Annotated in this window: 20 protein-coding genes; 13 read left to right on the top strand and 7 right to left on the bottom strand. The window is 63.4% G+C overall.

Features of this window, described 5'->3' with window-relative positions:
• The first annotated feature begins 241 nt into the window (after positions 1–241).
• From uvrA to JJB99_RS19055, 3 genes are all read left to right on the top strand, one after another.
• Positions 242–3,226, top strand: a complete 2,985-nt coding sequence (uvrA, locus tag JJB99_RS19065) for an excinuclease ABC subunit UvrA (RefSeq protein ID WP_200493884.1) — start codon at positions 242–244, stop codon at positions 3,224–3,226.
• A 91-nt stretch (positions 3,227–3,317) separates the two neighbouring features.
• Positions 3,318–3,614 (top strand): hypothetical protein, encoded by a 297-nt coding sequence (locus JJB99_RS19060; protein ID WP_200493883.1) that lies wholly within the window; start codon positions 3,318–3,320, stop codon positions 3,612–3,614.
• Positions 3,611–4,375, top strand: a complete 765-nt coding sequence (locus tag JJB99_RS19055) for a type II toxin-antitoxin system VapC family toxin (RefSeq protein ID WP_200493882.1) — start codon at positions 3,611–3,613, stop codon at positions 4,373–4,375. Before JJB99_RS19060 ends, JJB99_RS19055 begins: the two co-directional genes overlap by 4 nt.
• Position 4,376: 1 nt before the next feature.
• Here the strand turns inward: JJB99_RS19055 and JJB99_RS19050 are convergent, their stop codons facing one another.
• Together JJB99_RS19050 and JJB99_RS19045 are read right to left on the bottom strand one after the other, a co-directional pair.
• Entirely contained in the window at positions 4,377–4,712 is a 336-nt protein-coding gene (locus JJB99_RS19050) for a DUF5615 family PIN-like protein (RefSeq protein ID WP_200493881.1), read from the bottom strand.
• 1 nt (position 4,713) lies between these two features.
• Complete coding sequence (locus JJB99_RS19045; protein ID WP_200493880.1) at positions 4,714–4,941, bottom strand: DUF433 domain-containing protein; 228 nt, start codon at positions 4,939–4,941, stop codon at positions 4,714–4,716.
• Positions 4,942–5,026: 85 nt separating this feature from the next.
• Between JJB99_RS19045 and JJB99_RS19040 the strand changes: the two genes are divergently transcribed.
• Positions 5,027–5,683: an HAD-IA family hydrolase gene (locus JJB99_RS19040; RefSeq protein WP_200493879.1), complete on the top strand. Its 657-nt coding sequence runs from the start codon at positions 5,027–5,029 to the stop codon at positions 5,681–5,683.
• Between the two features lie 981 nt (positions 5,684–6,664).
• Here the strand turns inward: JJB99_RS19040 and JJB99_RS19035 are convergent.
• Positions 6,665–7,432 (bottom strand): AAA family ATPase, encoded by a 768-nt coding sequence (locus JJB99_RS19035; protein WP_200493878.1) that lies wholly within the window; start codon positions 7,430–7,432, stop codon positions 6,665–6,667.
• Between the two features lie 154 nt (positions 7,433–7,586).
• On the opposite strand from JJB99_RS19035, the gene JJB99_RS19030 reads away from it, so the two are divergent.
• The gene (locus JJB99_RS19030) at positions 7,587–9,668 is read left to right on the top strand and encodes a DUF1217 domain-containing protein (protein WP_200493877.1); all 2,082 of its coding nucleotides are present in this window, start codon (positions 7,587–7,589) and stop codon (positions 9,666–9,668) included.
• Positions 9,669–9,684: 16 nt separating this feature from the next.
• On the opposite strand, the gene JJB99_RS19025 is transcribed toward JJB99_RS19030, so the two are convergent.
• Entirely contained in the window at positions 9,685–10,545 is an 861-nt protein-coding gene (locus tag JJB99_RS19025) for a PCC domain-containing protein (protein ID WP_200493876.1), read from the bottom strand.
• A 9-nt stretch (positions 10,546–10,554) separates the two neighbouring features.
• A complete protein-coding gene (locus JJB99_RS19020) occupies positions 10,555–12,162 on the bottom strand; it encodes an acyl-CoA synthetase (RefSeq protein WP_200493875.1) in 1,608 nt (535 codons plus the stop codon).
• Here JJB99_RS19020 and JJB99_RS36270 point away from each other — a divergent pair.
• Together JJB99_RS36270 and JJB99_RS19010 are read left to right on the top strand one after the other, a co-directional pair.
• Positions 12,091–12,708, top strand: a complete 618-nt coding sequence (locus tag JJB99_RS36270; RefSeq protein WP_246775363.1) for a hypothetical protein — start codon at positions 12,091–12,093, stop codon at positions 12,706–12,708. The two genes, JJB99_RS19020 and JJB99_RS36270, sit on opposite strands and share 72 nt — an antisense overlap.
• A gap of 118 nt (positions 12,709–12,826) precedes the next feature.
• Entirely contained in the window at positions 12,827–13,102 is a 276-nt protein-coding gene (locus tag JJB99_RS19010; protein WP_200493873.1) for a GNAT family N-acetyltransferase, read from the top strand.
• Between the two features lie 49 nt (positions 13,103–13,151).
• Here JJB99_RS19010 and JJB99_RS19005 read toward each other — a convergent pair whose 3' ends face one another.
• Positions 13,152–13,550 carry an SPW repeat domain-containing protein gene (locus JJB99_RS19005; protein ID WP_200493872.1) on the bottom strand — a complete coding sequence of 133 codons (399 nt, stop codon included), beginning with the start codon at positions 13,548–13,550 and terminating at the stop codon, positions 13,152–13,154.
• Positions 13,551–13,822: 272 nt separating this feature from the next.
• Between JJB99_RS19005 and JJB99_RS19000 the strand changes: the two genes are divergently transcribed.
• Positions 13,823–14,098 (top strand): GNAT family N-acetyltransferase, encoded by a 276-nt coding sequence (locus tag JJB99_RS19000; protein ID WP_200493871.1) that lies wholly within the window; start codon positions 13,823–13,825, stop codon positions 14,096–14,098.
• Positions 14,099–14,159: 61 nt separating this feature from the next.
• Here JJB99_RS19000 and JJB99_RS18995 read toward each other — a convergent pair whose 3' ends face one another.
• On the bottom strand, positions 14,160–14,573 hold the full coding sequence (locus JJB99_RS18995) for a DUF3597 domain-containing protein (RefSeq protein ID WP_200493870.1): 414 nt from the start codon (positions 14,571–14,573) through the stop codon (positions 14,160–14,162).
• A gap of 334 nt (positions 14,574–14,907) precedes the next feature.
• Here JJB99_RS18995 and JJB99_RS18990 point away from each other — a divergent pair, with 334 nt between their 5' ends.
• The 5 genes from JJB99_RS18990 (at position 14,908) to JJB99_RS18970 (ending at position 20,013) form a co-directional block, all read left to right on the top strand.
• Positions 14,908–15,816 (top strand): DUF2189 domain-containing protein, encoded by a 909-nt coding sequence (locus JJB99_RS18990; protein WP_200493869.1) that lies wholly within the window; start codon positions 14,908–14,910, stop codon positions 15,814–15,816.
• Between the two features lie 134 nt (positions 15,817–15,950).
• Positions 15,951–16,775: a lytic murein transglycosylase gene (locus JJB99_RS18985; RefSeq protein ID WP_200493868.1), complete on the top strand. Its 825-nt coding sequence runs from the start codon at positions 15,951–15,953 to the stop codon at positions 16,773–16,775.
• Between the two features lie 430 nt (positions 16,776–17,205).
• Positions 17,206–17,358, top strand: coding sequence for a DUF1127 domain-containing protein (locus tag JJB99_RS18980; RefSeq protein ID WP_007590701.1), 153 nt, complete (start codon positions 17,206–17,208; stop codon positions 17,356–17,358).
• A 125-nt stretch (positions 17,359–17,483) separates the two neighbouring features.
• Complete coding sequence (gene trmFO, locus JJB99_RS18975) at positions 17,484–18,911, top strand: methylenetetrahydrofolate--tRNA-(uracil(54)-C(5))-methyltransferase (FADH(2)-oxidizing) TrmFO (protein ID WP_200493867.1); 1,428 nt, start codon at positions 17,484–17,486, stop codon at positions 18,909–18,911.
• A gap of 7 nt (positions 18,912–18,918) precedes the next feature.
• A complete protein-coding gene (locus JJB99_RS18970; RefSeq protein WP_200493866.1) occupies positions 18,919–20,013 on the top strand; it encodes a serine/threonine protein kinase in 1,095 nt (364 codons plus the stop codon).
• Positions 20,014–20,073 lie beyond the last annotated feature (60 nt).

Raw genomic sequence — 20,073 nt, 5'->3', positions numbered from 1 at the left:
CAACCGCGAACGAAGGGCCGGCCTCGCGCCGGCCCTTCGGCTGTTCCGGATGCCGCCGCTCCTGCCAGATGCCGCCAGCGCGCCAACAATCCGTTGACGATTCGCAAGTCCCACTGGAAATCCGTTCTCGTTCTTCCTACGTTCGCTGCCATACCCATCGGTGCCGATCCCGGTTCCGGCGAAGCGTGCCTCCAGCGTTGGCGCGGTCGCGCGCCCATGGGATTCCTTGAGGGCAACTCGGATGGATGAAGTGATCAAGGCGAAGCGCCAACAGCAGAACGCGGGCTCAAGCCTGCGCGCAATTACGATCCGTGGCGCGCGCGAGCACAACCTCAAGAACATCGACGTCGAGATTCCCCGCGACAAGCTGGTGGTGTTCACCGGCCTCTCCGGCTCCGGCAAATCCTCGCTCGCTTTTGACACCATCTACGCCGAGGGCCAGCGCCGCTACGTTGAATCGCTGTCGGCCTATGCCCGCCAGTTCCTGGAGATGATGCAGAAGCCTGACGTCGACCAGATCGACGGCCTGTCGCCGGCGATCTCGATCGAGCAGAAGACGACGTCCAAGAATCCGCGCTCCACCGTCGGCACCGTCACTGAAATTTACGACTACATGCGCCTGCTCTGGGCCCGCGTCGGCGTGCCCTATTCGCCGGCCACCGGCCTGCCGATCGAGAGCCAGACCGTGTCGCAGATGGTCGACCGCGTGCTGGCGCTGCCCGAAGGCACCCGCCTCTATTTGCTCGCCCCGGTCGTGCGCGGCCGCAAGGGCGAGTACCGCAAGGAGCTCGCCGAATGGCTCAAGAAGGGCTTTCAGCGCGTCAAGATCGACGGCACCTTCCACGAGCTGGCGGAAGCGCCTGTTCTCGACAAGAAATTCCCGCACGACATCGACGTCGTCGTCGACCGCATCGTGGTGCGCGCCGACATCGGCCAGCGCCTCGCCGAGAGCTTCGAGACCGCGCTGAAGCTCGCCGAAGGCCTGGCCGTGGTCGAGTTCGCTGACGCGCCCGCGGCCGCGGCCGCGGCGCCCGCTGAAGAGAAAAAGAAGACCGCAAAGATCCACGACAAGAGCGGCCCCGAGCGCATCCTGTTCTCGGAAAAATTCGCCTGCCCGGTCTCCGGCTTCACCATTCCCGAGATCGAGCCGCGCCTGTTCTCGTTCAACAACCCCTACGGCGCGTGTCCCGCCTGCGGCGGCCTCGGCGTCGAGCAGCATGTCGACGAGGATCTCGTCATCCCCGACAAGGAGATGACCTTGCGCAAGGGCGCGATCGCGCCCTGGGCCAAGTCGTCCTCGCCCTATTACGTGCAGACGCTGACCGCGCTCGGCAAGCACTACAAGTTCACGCTGGACACCAAGTGGAAGGACCTCGCGAAGAAGACGCGAGACGCGATCCTCTACGGCTCCGGCGAGGACGAGATCAAGTTCTCCTATGAGGACGGGGTGCGCTCCTACGATACCAAAAAGCCGTTCGAGGGAGTCATCACCAACATCAACCGCCGCTATCGCGAGACCGAGAGCGAGTGGGCGCGCGAGGAACTCGCAAAGTATTTCCACGACGTGCCCTGCGGCGCCTGCAACGGCTTCCGCCTCAAGCCCGAGGCGCTTTGCGTCAAGATCGGCGGCAAGCATATCGGCGAGATCTCGGAGCTATCGGTGAAAGGCGCCGGCGCCTGGTTCGAGACCGTGCCTGAGGCGCTGAACGCACAGCAGAACGAGATTGCCGGACGCATCCTGAAGGAGATCCGCGAGCGCCTGACCTTCCTGCTCGATGTCGGCCTCAACTATCTCACCCTCTCCCGCTCCTCCGGTACGTTGTCCGGCGGCGAGAGCCAGCGCATCCGCCTGGCGTCGCAGATCGGCTCGGGCCTGACTGGTGTGCTCTACGTGCTGGACGAGCCTTCGATCGGCCTGCACCAGCGCGACAACGCGCGCCTGCTCGACACGCTCAAGCGACTTCGCGACCTCGGCAACACCGTGGTCGTGGTCGAGCATGACGAGGACGCGATTCGCCTCGCCGACTACGTGCTCGACATCGGCCCCGGCGCCGGCATGCATGGCGGCCACATCGTCGCCGAGGGCACCCCGGCCGAGATCATGCGCAACCCGAAATCGCTGACCGGCAAATATCTCACCGGCGAGCTCGAGGTCGAGGTACCGGAGCGGCGCCCGCCGAACCATCGCCGCACCATCAAGGTGGTGAACGCGCGCGGCAATAACCTCAAGAATGTCACCGCCGAGATTCCGCTCGGCCTGTTCACCTGCGTCACCGGCGTCTCCGGCGGCGGCAAGTCGACGCTGCTGATCGACACGCTCTATCGCGCCATCGCCCGCAAGCTGAACAACGCCAGCGAAGGCGCCGCCCCGCACGACCGCATCGAAGGCCTCGAGCACATCGACAAGATCATCGACATCGACCAGTCGCCGATCGGCCGCACCCCGCGCTCGAATCCTGCAACCTATACCGGCGCCTTCACGCCGATCCGCGAATGGTTCGCCGGCCTGCCCGAGGCCAAGGCGCGCGGCTACGAGCCCGGCCGCTTCTCCTTCAACGTCAAGGGCGGCCGCTGCGAGGCCTGCCAGGGCGACGGCGTCATCAAGATCGAGATGCACTTTTTGCCCGACGTCTACGTCACCTGCGACGTCTGCAAGGGCAAGCGCTACAACCGCGAGACGCTCGAAGTCCTGTTCAAGGGCAAGTCCATCGCCGACGTGCTCGACATGACCGTCGAGGAGGCCGCCGAGTTCTTCAAGGCGGTGCCGCGCGTGCGCGAGACCTTCCAGACCCTGCACCGCGTCGGCCTCGACTACATCCATGTCGGCCAGCAGGCGACCACGCTGTCCGGCGGCGAAGCCCAGCGCGTCAAGCTCGCCAAGGAATTGTCCAAGCGCGCCACCGGCCGCACGCTCTACATCCTGGACGAGCCGACCACCGGCTTGCACTTCCACGACGTCAAGAAGCTCTTGGAGGTGCTGCACGAGCTGGTCGCGCAGGGCAACACCGTCGTCGTCATCGAGCACAATCTCGAAGTCATCAAGACCGCCGACTGGGTCATCGACCTCGGCCCCGAAGGCGGCGACGGCGGCGGCGAGATCGTCGCCTGGGGCCCGCCGGAAGACATCGCGAAAGCGCCGCGGAGCTACACGGGCAAATTCCTGGAGCCGGTGCTGAAGAAGGCGCGGAAGCCGAAGCGGCGGAGCACGAGCGAGGCGGCGGAGTAGATTCGGTTAAGGTCTGAGACCTGCCTCGGCTGATATTGCTAAAGCCGGGGTATGATGGCATGATGGCGCTGGGGTCGGCTCGGAGCAGCCCATGAGCGACAGAACGCAAGTCACGCTCGATCCAGAAACTCGGCGGCGGGCACAAGCCAAAGCCGCCGAGAAGAAGATATCGTTCGCCGAATATGTGAGGCGGCTCGTGGTCGACGACTTGGGCGAAGCGGACAGAAAGCTCGACATTTCCACTGTTTTCGATCTCGCCGAAGAAGGGCCAGAAACCGAGATCGCAGATCAGAAAGACGAAATGATTGCGGAAGCGATACTGGATGTGCATCCCTCGCAACGCGGGCGCAAAAAAATGAAACTCAAGCTCAAATCGCGCCGCCGTTGAGTGTCTTTGTTGACACGTCGGTCTGGTTTGCAGCGGTCGCAAAGCGAGACCGAAATAATTCCGTAGCCAAAGCAATCCTCCAAAGTTTTCCTGATCCGGTGATGACCGATCAAGTGCTCGCCGAGACATGGCTATTACTTAGAAGCCGATTCAACCGGAACGTGGCTGAAACATTTTGGGATCGTGTTCGCAACAGCGTCGTGCGCATCGAGCCGGTTACCAGTGCTGACCTCGAGGTGGCCTGGGGGATAGGAGCTTCATTTCGGGATCAGGACTTCTCGTTAGTAGACCGAACGAGCTTCGCTGTGATGGAACGGCTTGGGATTACGCGAGCGGCGAGTTTCGGCGAAGACTTCTCCGTCTATCGGTATGGGCGTACACGCGACAGAGCCTTCGAAATCGTCAGGTCCAGCCATAGTGCTGCTTACGAAATGCTCGCACAGGCGATATTGAGGCGCGTGCCCGTTTCATTAAACTACAACGGTGTTCGTCGTGAAGTATGCCCCCACATTCTCGGACATACTAACGGACAAGAACGGGCGTTGGTCTTTCAATTTGGCGGATTAAGCAGGAGCAAGCTGCCAGCCGGTGGCGAATGGCGCTGCCTTACCGTGGCACAGGTTAGCGATGTGGAGATCCGCGAGGGGGAATGGCGCGGCGGGAACTATCATCGCACCGTGCAACGCTGTGTCGATAAGATCTATATCGATGTGAACGAGGATGTGCCAAATCAGCCCGGTCGCCGACTGGGCTATGACTAGTCTAGCTGGCGGCAAATTCGACGACCGCCTCGCCACGCGCTACCGCTTCGACAATTTGCGGCATGGCGCCGAGGAACTGGCGGATCAGGGCGCGATTGTCGATGTTGCCAATACGCACCCAAAGCACGACCGGTCCCTGCCGCTTTGCGGCGCGGAGAAGCGAGAAGTCGCGATCCTTCGTGACGAGAATGGCCGACCGGGAAATGGCCTCGTTCCAGATCATCCCGTCGATCGCGTTTGCCATCCCGACCTCGGCGACATGGATCGCCTCGTATCCGGCGCGACGCATGGCTTCCGCGAGGGCAGGAGGAAGCTGAGCGTCGATCAGATAAGGCAAGCTATTTGGCCGCTATGATCGGGTGATCGACCTGACGCGCAGCATAGGCGAGCACCGCGTCAATGTCGGACTCTTCCAGATAGGGATAATCTTCGAGGATGCTCTCCCGCGACTGTCCCGCTGACAGCAGCCCCAGGACGTCGGCAACCGTGATGCGCAGATCGCGAATGCAAGGGCGTCCATGCATACGCTGCGGATCGACCGTAATCCTTGCCAGTAGCTCCGACATCTGTCACCTCTGAGATCAATATAGCATCTCCAAAAGCATCTGTCAGCGGATCGCCAGCAGGCCCGATGCGCGCACTTCCCCGCCCATGCCCTACGCCCTCGCCATCTTCGATCTCGACGGCACGCTGGTCGACAGCTTCCCGTGGTTCCTGCGCACCATCAACGATGTCGCCGATCGCTTCGGCTTTCGCCGCGTCGCGGATGAGGACGTCGAGGGGCTGCGGCATGCCTCGACGCGCGAAATCCTCTCCGGGCTCGAGGTACCCTTGTGGAAGCTGCCGGCGATCGCGCGGCATGCCCGGCGGTTGAAGGGCGAGGCAGCGGCGGAGATTTCGCTGTTTGCCGGCGTCGAGACGATGCTGCGGACGCTGGCTGAGAACGACGTGCAGCTGGCGCTGGTGACGTCTGACAGCGAAGCCAATGCGCGGGCGAAGCTGGGTGCGACCGCCGCCCTGTTCTCGCATTTCGACTGCGCAGCGTCGCTGTTCGGCAAGCCCGCGAAATTCCGTCGGGTCATCGCCCGCGCAAATGTGGCCCCTGCGCGGGCGATTGCGATCGGCGACGAGGTGCGCGATATCGAGGCCGCTCGTGCGGTAGGTATCGCCTGCGGCGCAGTGTGTTGGGGCTACGCGGCGCCGGCCGCGCTGCGGGCGCACGCGCCCGACATTGTGTTCGAGCGGATGGACGATATTGCGCGCACGTTGTGCCGGGCCGAGATCGTAGGGCGGATGAGCGAAGCGTAATCCGCCGGCCCGTCCCAACGCGAAGGCGGCGGGTTACGCCTCGCTAGCTCTCCCTGCACATTGCGCACTTGTCCACCATCCCTAGCGCTGCCCGACGGGCAAAACACCCCACATCGCGGTCAATCCGCCTTAGCCAAAATAATTCGCTTTACTCGAATTCGGAATTAACGCATGTTGCGGCCATCCTATTCCGAGCCGAGGGGCGTATCGCGATCGTCACGAATGCGGGATGGGACGTGGTGGACGCAGGCGGCGTCGGCGCGACGGTGGTTTGCAGGGCGGGAAACCGTGAGCGAACGCTGCGCGCACACGACCGGTGCAGCCTCGCGTACGGCAAAATCGTGTGGTCCTGGCGCCCGGGGTCTGTGCGCCAAGTGTTGCGGTGATGTGGCGGCCCGACCGGGTCCGTGCATCAGCCATCCGCAAGGCGACGGGGGCAATAGTGCATCGCTCCCCGGGGAGAGCGCGACATAAGCCGTCAAACCACTGCGCAGGGAAGGCCGGATGTTTGGCTTCACCTGTATGCCGCTGTGCAGTTTTTCAAGCACACGCTTCGCACAGTGGACCGTGGGTGCCCGGCCGGCACCCGGCCTTCCCTGCGCCCTCGGCACTTTCGAGGGCGGCGACTAAGGCAAAGCTCGGGCGGAATAGGCCGCGAGAATGCGAAGCCGCGCTTACGATTTGGATTCGGATGCCAAGATGAATTCCGCTCTCGTGCCCCGGACGCAGCGCAGCGCCCCCCTTCGGCGGTGCGCTGCAGAGCCGGAGGCCCACGCACCAGCGATCAGTGCGTCTCCTGGGTCCCGGCTCTGCGCCGCACCGCTTGCGCGCTGCGTCGCGTCCAGGACACGAGAGGAGCGACTAACATCACACTCCGTCATTGCGAGCGCAGCGAAGCGATCCAGACTGTCTCCGCAGGGGATTTTGGATTGCTTCGCTTCGCTCGCAATGACGATGGAGAGACCGATCGTCAGTCCAACCTCACTCCTCCAGCGTCGCCTCCACGAACCCGCGCGGATCGTCGCAGAACTCCCGCATCACCCGATAATGATCGGTCTCTTCGACCCTCGTCGGCTCCAGCCCGTATTTCCCGAGCCGCAGCAGCCGCGCGCCGGGATAGGCCATCAGCATCGGCGAGTGGGTCGCCATGATGACCTGGCAGATTCGGGACTCGTCCATGCGGCGCAGCAGCTTGAGGAATTCGATCTGCCGCGATGGCGAGAGCGCGGATTCCGGCTCGTCGAAGATGAAAATGCCCTGGCGCTGGCAGCGTTCTTCGAAGAAGCGCAGGAAGCCTTCCCCGTGGGAATGCGACAGGAAATCGGGGCCGACCTGGCCGGCATCCCGCGCCGCCTTGTCCAGATATCGCGCCACCGAAAAAAAGCTCTCGGCACGAAGGAACCAGCCATTGGTGATCTTCGGCAGCCAGCTTGCGCGGAGCGCCCTGGACAGTTGGCTGCCCATCCTCTCGCGGGCTTCGGAGTGATCGACCGGCATGTACCCCTTGCCGCCCCCGGCATCGTCGTAGCCGGCGAGCGCCGCGATCCCCTCGAGGATCGTCGACTTCCCGGTGCCGTTCTCTCCGACGATGACCGTGATGGCGGCCTCGAAGTTGAGTTCGAAATCATCCGGAAAAATCGGCAGGCAAAACGGATAGACCTTGCGGTCGTGGACCTGCGAGGGGTCGAGCCAGACCCGTTTCAGGTAAGGCGCCGGCAGGTTGATGGTTCGACCGCTTCTTCGGCTCATGTCCGGCTTCCAACCTATTCTGACCCGTCTTCCGGCCGGAACATATCAGGAACACAATCCTCGCGAAAGCAGCATCTGAGAAACAGATAGCAACAAACAGAAACAAAACCCGGCATGAGGACGTCCGGGACCGTAAAGCCGCAAGGAATGCGCGATGGTATCAACCTATTTCAGCTACAACTACATTACGCGCAATCTCAAGCAGTCCCTGACCCGGGTCGAGCAGCAACCCGACGTCGCGCGAGAGGCCGCGTATTACAAAGCCAACATCGGCAAGGTGAAGACCGTCGATGAGTTCATGAAGGACTATCGCCTCTATCATTATGCGATGAAGGCGTATGGCCTGGAAGACATGGCCTACGCCAAGGCGTTCATGAAAAAGGTGCTGGAGAGTGACCTCTCCAACTCCCAAAGCTTCGTCAACAAGCTGGTCGACAAGCGCTACCGGGAGTTTGCCGCGGCATTTTCCTTTAGCGGCACCGCGACGCCGGTTGCGCAATCGGACAACCAGACCGAAGAGATGATCGGTCTGTACACAGCGACCAGGAAGAGCCGGGTCGATGCACTTGCCGACGATTCGAATTACTACAGCGCCCAGATCGGCAGCATCCGCACCGCAGACCAGTTCCTGAACAACGACCGTCTTCGCAACTACGTCTACTCGGCATTCGGGATCGATGAAAGCAAATGGCCGCGTGACACGATAAGCCAGGTCCTGCGCTCCGATCCATCCGAGCCGAACAGCTACGTCAACACCACCTTCGCGTCTCAGTTGACCGGCCTCAACGGCCAGCTTGCTCAAGCCCAATCAGATGTGAGCGCCACCAATACAAAGATCGCCGATTACACAGCCCAACTCTCGCAACCAGGCGCTGACGTGACCCAGTTGAAGGTCCAGATCCTGATCGAAAAATATCACATGGAGTCGTATACGAAGAGCGTTTCCGATCTCAACGACCAGATCGCGACGATTGACGGGTTTGTAGACTTGGCCGGCGCATTCGAGTTCTTGCCCGACGGGGCGCTTCCGGCCGGCACGCCGGCGCAGACCGCCGCAAATATCGCGCTCACGAAACAACGGTTCGACGACAGCAAGGCCGCCGTCTACGCGGCGGCAAGCCCGATCTACGAAGCCGTGGCCATCAAGCAATTCAGAGCGGACCTCCTCAAGATCAAATCAGTCGATGCGTTCGTGTCGACGCCTGGCGTGTATGATTTTGCACTGGGCGCCGTCGGCCTCGATCCCAAAGAGATCTCGCCGGCCACCATGAAAAAAGTCCTCGAAAGCGACCTCAGCGATCCCAAGAGCTACGTCTATACTCTCAAGGACGATCGATATGTTCAACTCGCACGCGCCTTCAACTTCGATGCAAAAGGCAATCTGACGACCCCCCTGGTGGCGCAGGATGCTGCCGAAGTCCTCCAGATTGCAAAGGACTACATTATTTCAGCGGTGAAAAGCGCAAGCACGGCGAGCACCCAGCAGCAGGCGGCAGTTCGGGCCGAAGCCACCAAGGATGCGACGGCTTATCAGGAGGCGATCGCAGGCATCGACAGTGTTTCCGATCTGCTTGCAAACCGGCCGATGGTCGACTTCATTCTGCTGGCCAAGGGGTTGGATCCCAGGAAGGTCAGCACCGAATTTCTCAAGAAGATCTTCGCCTCCGACCTGAACGATCCGAAGAGTTTTGCGAACACGCAGAGCGATCCTCGCTTTGCCGAAATCGTGGCGTCGTTCAATTTCGACAGCAAGGGCAACGTCGCACGCCTCCCGATGATGGGGCCACAGAAGCGCGATCAATTCCGGGAAACGCAGTCGAACTATCTCCAGCAAAGCCTGGAGCAGCAGCAAGGCAATACCAATCCCGGCGTGCGGCTGGCGCTCTATTTCCAGCGCAAGGCGGGCGACGTCACATCCGCATACGACATCCTTGCCGACAAGGCTCTTTCGGAGGTGTTCAGGACCACCTTCAACCTGCCCGATTCGATGGCGGCGATGCCGATCGATCAACAGGCCAAGTTTGTGGACAGATACATGAAGATCAAGGATCTGTCCGATCCCGCGAAGGTCGAAAAGCTGTTGAACCGTTTCTCCGCCATGTACGACGTCAGAAACAGCGAGAGCATCGATCAAGCTCAATCGCCCTTGCTCAACCTGTTTCAAGGATCGAACTCAGGCCTATCGAGCGTGAGTGAATCCACGTACCTGGCCATTGCCAAATTACCTGCTCACTGATGATCGCCCGGCGAGACTAGCCCAGCACCTCGAGCACCAGCTCCATGGTCATCAAGACGGGGTTGTCGCCGCGGACCAAACGGCCCTCCGCAATGCCGCCGGTGTAATCGATCAGCGCAACATCGAGCGCAGCTTCCAGCGCACCGGAGGAACCCGGCGCGATCGCGCCTGCCGTCACCGCCAGCTCTGTAGCGAACGGCTCAGTCACGCCCCCATGGGTGAAGCGCGCGCCGATGGTCGAGCCGACACCACCATGAATCTTCGCACGCGCGATGCCGTGAGCACGGCAAAACTCTTCGAGGCAGCCAGCAAAATCCTGGTTCGGCCGCAGCCGCAACGCGAAGGCGCGGCTCGTCGTGCGCGCACCGGTGCTCGCGGCCGTGCCCGGCCCGAACAGCTTGAAATTGGTCTCGGGGTCTGGCTCGGCGGCGAACATCGCGCCGTCGATGCCGAAGGCTTCGACCGCGAATGGCTCGGCGACAACGGTCTCGTCCGGCAGCATGTGGCCGCCGCTCGCCTTGCCGTCCGCCTCGGTCCAGAGCCCGTGGCAATGAAAGAACGGCGTGCCGTCGCGCATGCCGAGCGTCATGCTGCCGAGCCTGGTGCGCGTCACGCCTGCGGGCCGATAGGTGTCGCTGTAGAACGCGGCGTTTTCGCCGGTCTTCGACAACGCCGGCATCACATAGGCGAACGGCCCGAGCGCGCCGCGGCCGAAATTCAGCACGCCGCCCGCAAAACCTTCCGCCGCAAAGCCGCGGTGCGCGGCTTCCAGCAGCGGCAGGCCGGCTTGAAGGGTGAACGTAAAGGCACGCCCCCTCGCCTCCACCCATTGGATGCGTTCGGCAACAAGCGCGCCCGGCTGCTTGATACTCCGCATCGCCTGCGCTCAGCCCGTCTTCGTCTTGTCGAGATCGAGCAGCCCGCGCGCCTCGAGCTCGTCGCGCACCATGCGTTTTGGAATCTTGCCATAGCCGGATTTCGGCAGCGCCTCCCAGAAGAAGAAGCGCTTCGGCATCTTGTAGCGCGGGACCTTTGGTGAGAGGAATGCCGCCATCTCGGCTTCACTCACCGGCTTCGCACCCTCGCGCGCAACGCAGACGGCGACGCCGACCTCGCCCCAGGTCGCATCGGGCACGCCGAGTACGGCGACCTCGCCGACCGCGGGATGGGTCAAGATCTTCTCCTCGATCTCGCGCGGATAGATGTTGGAGCCGCCGGAGATGTACATGTCCGACGCGCGTCCCGTGATGTAGACAAACCCTTCCTCGTCCATGTGGCCGAGGTCGCCGGTGCGGAACCAGCCGTTGCGGAACGCCTTCGCATTGGCCTCGGGGTTGTCGTAATAGCCGGCGAGCACGGCCGGCCCGATCACGCAAATCTCGCCGCTCTGGTTTGCCCCGAGCTCGCGGCCTTCGTCATCCTGGATCGAAACCTGCATGCCTGTGCGCTCGAAACCGCAGGTGCCGATCTTCGCATGCGGCCCGTCATCGGGATCGTGCAGCGCCGCGGGCAGCACCGTGATGTTGCCGGTGACCTCGCCGAGTCCAAAATACTGCACGATGACCTTGCCGAGCTTCCTCAGCGCCGTCTTCTGGTCCTCGCGATACATCGGCGCGCCGGCATAGATCACGTGGCGCAGCGAGGAGTGATCGTATTTGTCGACGGCGGGGTGCTCGACCATCATCTTGAGGATCGTCGGCACGGTGAAGAGATTGCTGACACGGTGCTTCTCGATCAGGCGGAACGCCTCGTCGATGTCGAACTTCTCGGTCGGCAGCAGCACGGTGCGCACGCCACGCGCGGTCTGCACCAGCTGATGCACGCCGGCACCATGCGACAGCGGCGCCACCACAAGCGAGGCATCGTTTTCGGTGACTCCAGGCGTCAGATCGGCGAGATGGTTGGTGACGACAAAACCCATCTGGCCATGCGTCAGCACCGCCGCCTTGGAACGGCCGGTGGTTCCCGAGGTGAAGAAGAACCAGCAGGGATCGTCATGCTCGACCGCGACGTTCTCGACGACGGTACCAGCCTTCGAGGCGATCGCATCGGCCACAGAGTGCTCGCCGAAGGCGGCCTTGCCGCCGATGCTCCAGGTGAATTCCAGCGCTCCGCCCGTCACGGCCGCGGCATGCTCCGGAAAATCGGCATGGCACAGGAATCCTTTCGCGCCGGAGGCCTGCGCGAGATAAGTGACCTCGTCCGGCATCAGACGGAAATTGGTGGGCACCCAGACCGCACCGAGCCGGAACGCTGCGAACATCGAGAAGAACATCTCGTCGCCGTTCTTGGAATGCACGAGGATGCGGTCCCCCTTGCTGATGCCGCGCGCGGCGAGCGCCGCGGCCAGCGCGGAGACCTGCGCATCGATCTCGCGCCAGGTCCAGGATTTGTCCCCCCAGACAAAGCCGAGGCGCGTCCCATGCCGCCGCGCATTCTGGGTCAGCATGTGAGCGAGATTCATGACGCGGCGGGACATGCGCAAGGGCTGCATCGGGCTTCCTCTCCGGCGGCGGACGGCGCGCGCGGTCCGCTCATTGCAGGCCATTTATCGCCATCGAACATGCCGCCGCAAGACCGTGAGGCGCGGCGCAGCCCAGCCAAACGTTCAGGGAATTTTAAACATGATCGGCGCAACCTCCGTCAGTTCTCGCGTACAGAGTGCCGCATCATGGTCAAAGCGCCCGCCGTCCTCCTGTTGTCGCTGGCGCTCGGCGGATGTGCCGTCGCCCCGCAAGCTTATCTCGCACCCGATCCTGCCTTCAGGCCCGCGCGTTATGCTTGGGACGGTGCCGGCGAGGATCCCAACCAGCCGCGTTCCGCCTCGGGCCTATCATCACGTGCCGCGCGCGGCAGCGGCGCCGAGCGCAACCGGGCGGAAGCGGGACTTCAGCCCTCCTCCGGAGAATGGTGGCACGCGCAGGATGGCATGGCGGACGAACAGGAAGCCAGGGTCAACCGCTCCCTGGTCATCTGCCAAGGCTGCCTTCGTCCGCAGCCGCAGCCCGAAGATTCCAGGCTCGCCAAAGCGAGCAATTGAACCGAACGGCCATCATCGGCCACCCCAACGAGCGGAAACCCGCCGACCTGACCGGGCGTTACGACTTCGTGCGTGACCCCTGGCCGGCGGACTCGCTGAAAGGCTGATCGGAGACGACATGAGCGACGTCATCAACAACAAGGCCCATCACCGCTATGAGCTCGAGGTCGAAGGGCATCTTGCGACCGAACATTACAAGCTCGATGGCGACGTCATCACCTTCGAGCACACCGAGGTCCCGAAGGAGCTCGGCGGCAAGGGCGTCGGCTCAAGACTGGTGCAAGGCGCGCTCGACGAGGTCCGCGCGGCCGGATTGAAGCTGATCCCGCAATGTCCGTTCGTGAAAGCGTGGATCGAGAAGCATCCGGACTATCAGGACCTGGTGAAACCATGAGCATGCAGGCCCGCCGTCCGTCGCCGGCGGACCCGCCGATATCCCCCGCCTATCGTCCGTGCCTCAGCATGTCCTGGTCGTTCAGATCCCAATCCTGCCACAGCTGGAGCAGGCCGAGCAGCACCACCACCGCACCGAGGCTCGTGTGATAGATGCGAAGCGCGCCTTCACCGGAATAGCCGAGGACATAGGGCGAGGCGATGAGCCACAGTCCGACCAGGATCGTCGCCACCTCTTGCCAGCGCTGCAGCGCGACATATTCGAGCTGGCTGATGCCAAACACGACGAGGCCGCCTGCGACCGCGTTCAGGATCATCATGTCGTGTCCAGCGAGGGGCACTCGATCCTGAATCGGAAACCACGGCGAGACCACAATCAGCGCGCCGAGCAGCATCCCGCACCAGTCTTCCCATGTTCGATGAGTATTCAAGAAACCAAAGTCCGACATCGTACCCTCCTACAAAGAGGCATACGTCTGCGGCCGGCGATCATGACACACCGAATGTCTAGCGACCTTGCCGGCCGCATTCGGGCGTATGTCCTCTAGAGGACGTGGGGTCGGCCGCGGAACTTGCAAGAACGGGACGAGGGAATTTTTGGGGGCTCTCGCGTGGCATGTGCGGATAGCTGCCCTGCAGCAACCTCCCTCGGCCGCGCCTTGCCAAGGGCGGGCCCGCGCTCCTAGATCAGCAAGCAACAGGCACGTCGGAAGGATCTGGCATGGCGGCATCGGTTCGCGACAACAAGGACAAGAGCCGTTTCGAGCTCGACGTCGGCAGCGAAATCGCCTTCGCCAATTACCGGCTGACGCCGTCCGCGGTGATTATCACTCACACCGAAACGCCGCGCGCGCTGCGCGGCCGCGGCGTCGGGTCGGAGCTGGTGAAGGGCGCGCTGGAGCTGATCCGCCGCGACGGCAGGAAAGTGATCGCGGGCTGCGGCTTCGTCGTCGATTATCTCGATCGGCATCCGGAAGATGCCGACCTCGTCGCCTGAAAGCAAAAGAGCCCGCGAGATCGCGGGCCCTGCTAATGCCTGGCAATGACCAAGCAATCGATCAGTGCTTGATCTCCGGCGGCAGCTTGCCGCCATTGGCGGCGAGCTTGGACATGACCTGCTTGTGCAGCCAGACGTTCATGCTGGCCGAGTCGTTCATGTCGCCGGTATAGCCGAGCTCCTTGGCGAGGTCCTTGCGCGCGGCAAGGCTGGAATCGACGTCGAGCGCCTTCATGAGGTCGACGATCGAGGTGCGCCACTCCAGCTTCTCGCCCTTGTGCGCGGCCGCGGCCTTGTCGACGATCGCGGCGACGTCGACCGTTGCCGCGGGCGCTGCACCGGGAGCCGATGACGGCGCCGATCCGCTCGGCGCAGCGCCTGCAGGCGCGCTGTTCGACGGTGCGCTGCCTGCGGGTGCGGCGGAAGCCGGATGGCTGCCGAAGATCGCGCCCATGATTTTCCCGAAAATGCTCATGTCTGCTCCCCGAAAAGGATCCGTTGGAAGGACCCTGAATGGCCTTATAGACGAAGTTACGCCGCTGCGCCCGCGAAGTTCCGCGAGCCAACAAGCAGCATCAGCTTATCTGCGGCGAAATGACGACCGAATGACACATTCGAAGTTGCGCTGCGGCATCGAATTTCACCCAAGCGTGAGCGACAGGACTCGGAAATAGGCGTACCCTTCACGCTCAGCTTGCGATGCCTTCCGGAATTCGCGTCTGGTTCGGGATCGCGCAACTCAGAGAATGGCGGCCGCTTGCGCCGTTACCGGCGCCGGACTCGGCCGCTTGGCAAGGGAGCTAGCGACCATGGCCACATTCTACCAGGGCAATGTCCCGACGATGGCCCGGCCCACTGACGCGGCTGGACCGGTGATCCGTACCATCCAACTCTCCGATCTGCACGACGCGCTGAAGCGCGGCTGGGAGGATTTCAAGGCGGTGCCGAGCCACGCCATCATCCTCTGCGTGATTTATCCGGTGCTGGGCCTCGTGCTCGCCCGCGTGGTGATGGGCTATTCGGTGTTGCCGCTGTTGTTTCCGCTGGCCGCCGGCTTTGCACTGATCGGGCCGTTCGCGGCGCTCGGTCTCTACGAGCTCTCCAGCCGGCGCGAACGCGGTGAAGAGGCGAGCGCCTGGGATGCCATGGAGGTGCTGCGTTCGCCCTCGTTCGGCGCGATGCTCGGCCTCGGCACGCTGCTGCTCGCCCTGTTCGTGACCTGGGTTGCAACCGCGCAGGCCATTTATGTGTCGGCATTCGGCTACGAAGGCGTGACCGGGATCTCCGATTTCGTGACGCGCGTGCTGACCACTCCGCAAGGCTGGTGGCTGATCGTGGTCGGCTGCGGCACTGGCTTCCTGTTCGCGCTCGCGGCACTCTGCATCAGCGCCGTGTCGTTCCCCCTGATGCTCGACCGCCATGCCGGGGCATTCGAGGCGATGGTGACCTCGCTCCGCGTCGTCGCCAAGAACCCGGTGCCGATGGCAGCCTGGGGCGTGATCGTGGCGGTGCTGCTGGCGCTCGGCACGATCCCGGCCTTCCTCGGCCTTGCTGTGGTGATCCCCCTGCTCGGCCATGCCACCTGGCACCTCTACCGCAAGGTGATCGTGTCCGAGCCCGGCGCACGGCCGGTGCCGCCCCCACCGCAGCGTCCGCGCAAGCCGGCCGCTGACTTCCCCGCCAACCTCTTCCCCTGGCGTAACAGGACGGGCGGCTGACGATATCGTGACATGCGGTCCTGTCCGAGCCTCGCTCGGGCAGGATCGCGAACCGTCATACGCCTTGCTTTGGCCGCGGTTACAATCGAGATTGCGCCGCCGGTCAGATCACTTCACGGAATCCATTTCATCTGATGACCCCGACGATTTCTCGTCTCGCTCTCGCAGCCTTCGCCCTCTCCGCGTCCATCCTGTCCGCCCAGCCAGTACTTGCTGCGGTCGCCTGCGGCTCCGGAAATTTCGACGCCTGGCTTGCCGACTTCAAAGCGGACGCCGCTGCCAAAGGCATCTCGCAGCAGGCCATTGCCGCCGGGCTTGCCGGCGTGACGCTCGACCAGAACGTGCTCAACCGTGACAAGTCGCAAAAAGTCTTCACCCAGACCTTCGAGGAGTTTTCCGGCCGCATGGTGCCGCCGCGGATGACGCGCGGCTCCAACATGATGAAGCAATACGGCTCGGTGCTCTCCCGCATCGAGCAGACCTATGGCGTGCCCGGCGAGGTGCTGGTCGCGATCTGGGGTCTTGAGACCGATTTCGGCGTCAACACCGGCAAGTTCGCGACCATCCGCTCGCTAGCGACGCTGGCTTATGACTGCCGTCGTTCCGAGCAGTTTCGCGCCGAGCTGATGGATGCGCTGCGCATCGTCCAGCGTGGCGACCTGGCCCCCGGCGACATGAAGGGCGCCTGGGCCGGCGAGCTCGGTCAGACCCAGTTCATGCCGTCGTCCTGGCTGAAATACGCTGTCGATTTCGACGGCAATGGCAAGCGCGATCTCCTTCACAATGCGCCCGACGTTCTCGCCTCCACCGCCAATTATCTCGCCAGCTATGGCTGGCAGCGCGGCAAGGATTGGCAACCCGGCAGTCCGAATTTTGCGGTGCTACAGCAATGGAACAAGAGCGAGGTCTATTCCAAGACCGTCGCCTATTTCGCCACCCAGCTCGCGCACGCCCCCTAAAACATCCGGCCGCCGGCTAAGAGCTCGCCGAATCGCTAGCTGGTGTCCCTACGCGCGCACCCCTCAAGTGAATCAAAATTCATTTCTATAGGCCAACATCGCATGCGGTTTGCGCATGCGAGACTTGGGCCTAGACGCTGGACGCTCGCCTTGCGGACAGCGGGAACGCAATCTATTTCCGCATGGGAGAGGACCGTCCCGACAGCCGCCTTAAGCCCGTGTATCCACGGAGCTTTATGACAGAATGAGGTCCGCTTCGTCCTTCGTTCGGGCGAGGTTGCCTGCAGGTTAATCGTCCGTTACCAGCGCTATGCACGCTGCGCTTAGCTGCATCGCAACATCGGAACTTTCGCACTGCACTACTCTCATATATATTCATTTCAACGATGAGGCTCCGGCAAGAGCTGAATCGAACTACAGGAGACTACCAATGCTGCTCTCGCTCATCCGCATGATCCAGGCTTTCCGGGACTATCAGCGCAATGTTGCCGAATTGTCCCAGCTCAGCGATCGCGAACTGGCCGACATCGGCCTCGATCGCTCGGACATCCCGCGCGTTGCCGCCGGTCAGTACCAGGGCTGATATCGTTCAGCCCTTACTGGACGAACCGATAGCGCCCGCCTCGTGCGGGCGTTGTCGTCTCTAGCGGCTGAAAACTCGATCTCGGCGATTCCACTGGCCGCCAAAAAGCGCTACCTGTCCGCTCCATGACAGGACCCCAATCCAACATCGTCCATGTGATCGGCGCCGGCCTTGCCGGTTCCGAGGCCGCCTGGCAGGTCGCCAAATCCGGCCTGCCCGTGGTGCTGCACGAGATGCGGCCAGACCGCATGACCGAGGCGCACCGCACCGACGGGCTGGCCGAGCTCGTCTGCTCCAATTCGTTCCGCTCGGACGACGCCGCCAACAATGCCGTCGGGCTGCTGCATGCGGAGATGCGCCGGCTCGACTCGCTGATCATGCGCGCAGCCGATGCCAACCAGGTGCCCGCCGGCGGCGCGCTGGCGGTCGACCGCGACGGCTTCTCGGCGGCCGTCACCAAGGCGCTGAACGACCATCCCCTGATCGAGATCGCCCGCGGCGAGGTCGCAGGCCTGCCGCCGGCCGACTGGAGCAACGTGATCGTTGCAACCGGCCCCCTCACCTCCGCCCCGCTCGCCGATTCCATCCGCGAACTTACGGATGAGAACGCGCTCGCCTTCTTCGACGCGATCGCGCCGATTGTGCACCGCGAGTCCATCGACATGTCGGTGGCCTGGTTCCAGTCGCGCTACGACAAGGTCGGCCCCGGCGGCAATGGCGCCGACTACATCAATTGTCCCATGACCAAGGAGCAATATGACGGCTTCGTCGCCGCGCTGGTCGCGGGCGAGAAGACCGAGTTCAAGGAGTGGGAGACCAACACGCCCTATTTCGACGGCTGCCTGCCGATCGAGGTGATGGCGGAGCGCGGCCCCGAGACCTTGCGCCACGGGCCGATGAAGCCGGTCGGCCTCACCAATGCGCACGATCCCGCAACCAAGGCCTATGCCATCGTCCAGCTGCGCCAGGACAATAAGCTCGGCACGCTCTACAACATCGTCGGCTTCCAGACGAAGCTGAAATATGGCGAGCAGCAGCGCATCTTCCGCACCATTCCAGGCCTCGAGAAGGCCGAGTTCGCCCGTCTCGGCGGCCTGCATCGCAACACCTTCCTCAACTCGCCAAAGCTGCTCGACAGCCAGCTGCGCCTGCGTGCGCAGCCGCGGCTGCGCTTCGCCGGCCAGATGACCGGCTGCGAAGGCTATGTGGAATCCGCCAGCGTCGGCCTGATTGCCGGCCTCTATGCGGCAGCCGATGCTCGCGGCGAGCGGCTCGCGAGCCCGCCGGCGACGACGGCACTGGGATCGCTGCTCGGTCACATCACCGGCGGCCATATCGAGACCGTCGAGCCGGGCACGCGCTCGTTCCAGCCGATGAACATCAATTTCGGCCTGTTCCCCCCGCTCGCAAGCGTGCCGACCAAGAAGCCCGACGGTACGCGGCTGCGCGGCAACGAGAAGACCGTGGCCAAGAAGCAGGCGATGAGCGCACGGGCGCTCGCCGATCTCGATCGCTGGATCGCCGATCACCTGCGCATTGCTGCCGCTGCGTGAGCCTTCGATGAGCCTCCCCAAAGACGACGCCGCGGTGCTCTCGGCGCGCTGGACTGACGGCGTGCTGCTCAAGCGCGACGTGTTCTCGACCGTCGAGCGCGGCCGCTTCCGCGGCGACGGCGGCGAGGTCGACGCGGTGCTGCGCCGGCTGGATGAAGTGCCGTGGTGGTCATTCGCTCTAGCGCGACATCTGTTCGCCCGCGAGAGGCATGCGCTGGTGCACGCCAAAGGTCTCGACGTCGGTCCCGAGCTGCTGTGGGCCGGCCGCCGCGCCCTGGTCCGCGGCTTCGTCGACGGCGTCGCATTGCATCTGGCCAAGCCGCATGGCGATGTCGCCTACTTCCGCTCGGCCAAGGCCGCGCTGCGCCGGCTGCGCCGCGCCGGCATCTGCCACAACGATCTTGCCAAGGAACAGAACTGGCTGGTCGGCCGCGATGGCCGCGCCTATGTGACCGACTTCCAGCTGGCAGCGTGCTTCAACCGGCGCGGACGGCTCTATCGCATCCTCGCCTATGAAGACCTGCGGCATCTGCTCAAGCACAAGCGCTCCTACGCGCCCGAGGCGCTGACGCCGCGCGAGCGAAAGGTTTTGGCGAACAAGTCGTTCGCCGCGAGCCTGTGGCTGGCCACCGGCAAGAAGGTCTATCGGGCCATCACCCGCGGCCTGTTCAACTTCACCGACCGCGAGGGCGGCGGCCGGCGGCTCGTCAACGACGCCCCGGTGCTGGCCGAGCTGATCCGCAAGAATCCAGCCGTGCGCGATACGGCCATTGTCGCGTTCGCCGACCGCCGCTCCGGCGTCGGGCTCTATGCCTTCGTCGAGGCGGATCAGGCCACGCTCGAAGGCCAGCTCCGCATCGAGCTCACCGCCGCGAAGGGCCCGAAGCCGCCGGAACACATCCAGGTGGTGCATGCGTTGCCGCGCGACACAAGCGGCAAGCCGCGCACCGAGATCCTGCAGCTGGTCGCCATGAACCAGCTCGACCTGATCGAGCCGATGATGAGAAACGACCAGGACCGCGCCTTCCTCAGGGACATCCTGGAGCAGCGCAAGAACCTGCGCGACCGCTTCAACTTCGAGGCGGACCTGCCGACGAGCTAGCGCTGGGGGCCTCGGTGCCTTGAAGCGTCCACATTGGCGATGGAGAAGCGGTCGAACAAA

Source organism: Bradyrhizobium diazoefficiens, assembly GCF_016616235.1.
Taxonomy (GTDB): domain Bacteria; phylum Pseudomonadota; class Alphaproteobacteria; order Rhizobiales; family Xanthobacteraceae; genus Bradyrhizobium; species Bradyrhizobium diazoefficiens_H.
The sequence above is the reverse complement of the archived record's forward strand: the minus strand, read 5'-3'. Positions and strand labels throughout refer to the sequence as shown.

What these genes read in the sequence shown, in the direction of transcription:
- uvrA (WP_200493884.1), top strand. Translation starts at nt 242, where the DNA reads ATGGATGAAGTGATCAAGGCGAAGCGCCAACAGCAGAACGCGGGCTCA.
- JJB99_RS19060 (WP_200493883.1), top strand. Translation starts at nt 3,318, where the DNA reads ATGAGCGACAGAACGCAAGTCACGCTCGATCCAGAAACTCGGCGGCGG.
- JJB99_RS19045 (WP_200493880.1), bottom strand. Translation starts at nt 4,941, where the DNA reads ATGTCGGAGCTACTGGCAAGGATTACGGTCGATCCGCAGCGTATGCAT.
- JJB99_RS19040 (WP_200493879.1), top strand. Translation starts at nt 5,027, where the DNA reads ATGCCCTACGCCCTCGCCATCTTCGATCTCGACGGCACGCTGGTCGAC.
- JJB99_RS19035 (WP_200493878.1), bottom strand. Translation starts at nt 7,432, where the DNA reads ATGAGCCGAAGAAGCGGTCGAACCATCAACCTGCCGGCGCCTTACCTG.
- JJB99_RS19030 (WP_200493877.1), top strand. Translation starts at nt 7,587, where the DNA reads ATGGTATCAACCTATTTCAGCTACAACTACATTACGCGCAATCTCAAG.
- JJB99_RS19025 (WP_200493876.1), bottom strand. Translation starts at nt 10,545, where the DNA reads ATGCGGAGTATCAAGCAGCCGGGCGCGCTTGTTGCCGAACGCATCCAA.
- JJB99_RS36270 (WP_246775363.1), top strand. Translation starts at nt 12,091, where the DNA reads ATGCCGCCGCGCATTCTGGGTCAGCATGTGAGCGAGATTCATGACGCG.
- JJB99_RS19020 (WP_200493875.1), bottom strand. Translation starts at nt 12,162, where the DNA reads ATGCAGCCCTTGCGCATGTCCCGCCGCGTCATGAATCTCGCTCACATG.
- JJB99_RS19010 (WP_200493873.1), top strand. Translation starts at nt 12,827, where the DNA reads ATGAGCGACGTCATCAACAACAAGGCCCATCACCGCTATGAGCTCGAG.
- JJB99_RS19005 (WP_200493872.1), bottom strand. Translation starts at nt 13,550, where the DNA reads ATGTCGGACTTTGGTTTCTTGAATACTCATCGAACATGGGAAGACTGG.
- JJB99_RS19000 (WP_200493871.1), top strand. Translation starts at nt 13,823, where the DNA reads ATGGCGGCATCGGTTCGCGACAACAAGGACAAGAGCCGTTTCGAGCTC.
- JJB99_RS18995 (WP_200493870.1), bottom strand. Translation starts at nt 14,573, where the DNA reads ATGAGCATTTTCGGGAAAATCATGGGCGCGATCTTCGGCAGCCATCCG.
- JJB99_RS18990 (WP_200493869.1), top strand. Translation starts at nt 14,908, where the DNA reads ATGGCCACATTCTACCAGGGCAATGTCCCGACGATGGCCCGGCCCACT.
- JJB99_RS18985 (WP_200493868.1), top strand. Translation starts at nt 15,951, where the DNA reads ATGACCCCGACGATTTCTCGTCTCGCTCTCGCAGCCTTCGCCCTCTCC.
- JJB99_RS18980 (WP_007590701.1), top strand. Translation starts at nt 17,206, where the DNA reads ATGCTGCTCTCGCTCATCCGCATGATCCAGGCTTTCCGGGACTATCAG.
- trmFO (WP_200493867.1), top strand. Translation starts at nt 17,484, where the DNA reads ATGACAGGACCCCAATCCAACATCGTCCATGTGATCGGCGCCGGCCTT.
- JJB99_RS18970 (WP_200493866.1), top strand. Translation starts at nt 18,919, where the DNA reads ATGAGCCTCCCCAAAGACGACGCCGCGGTGCTCTCGGCGCGCTGGACT.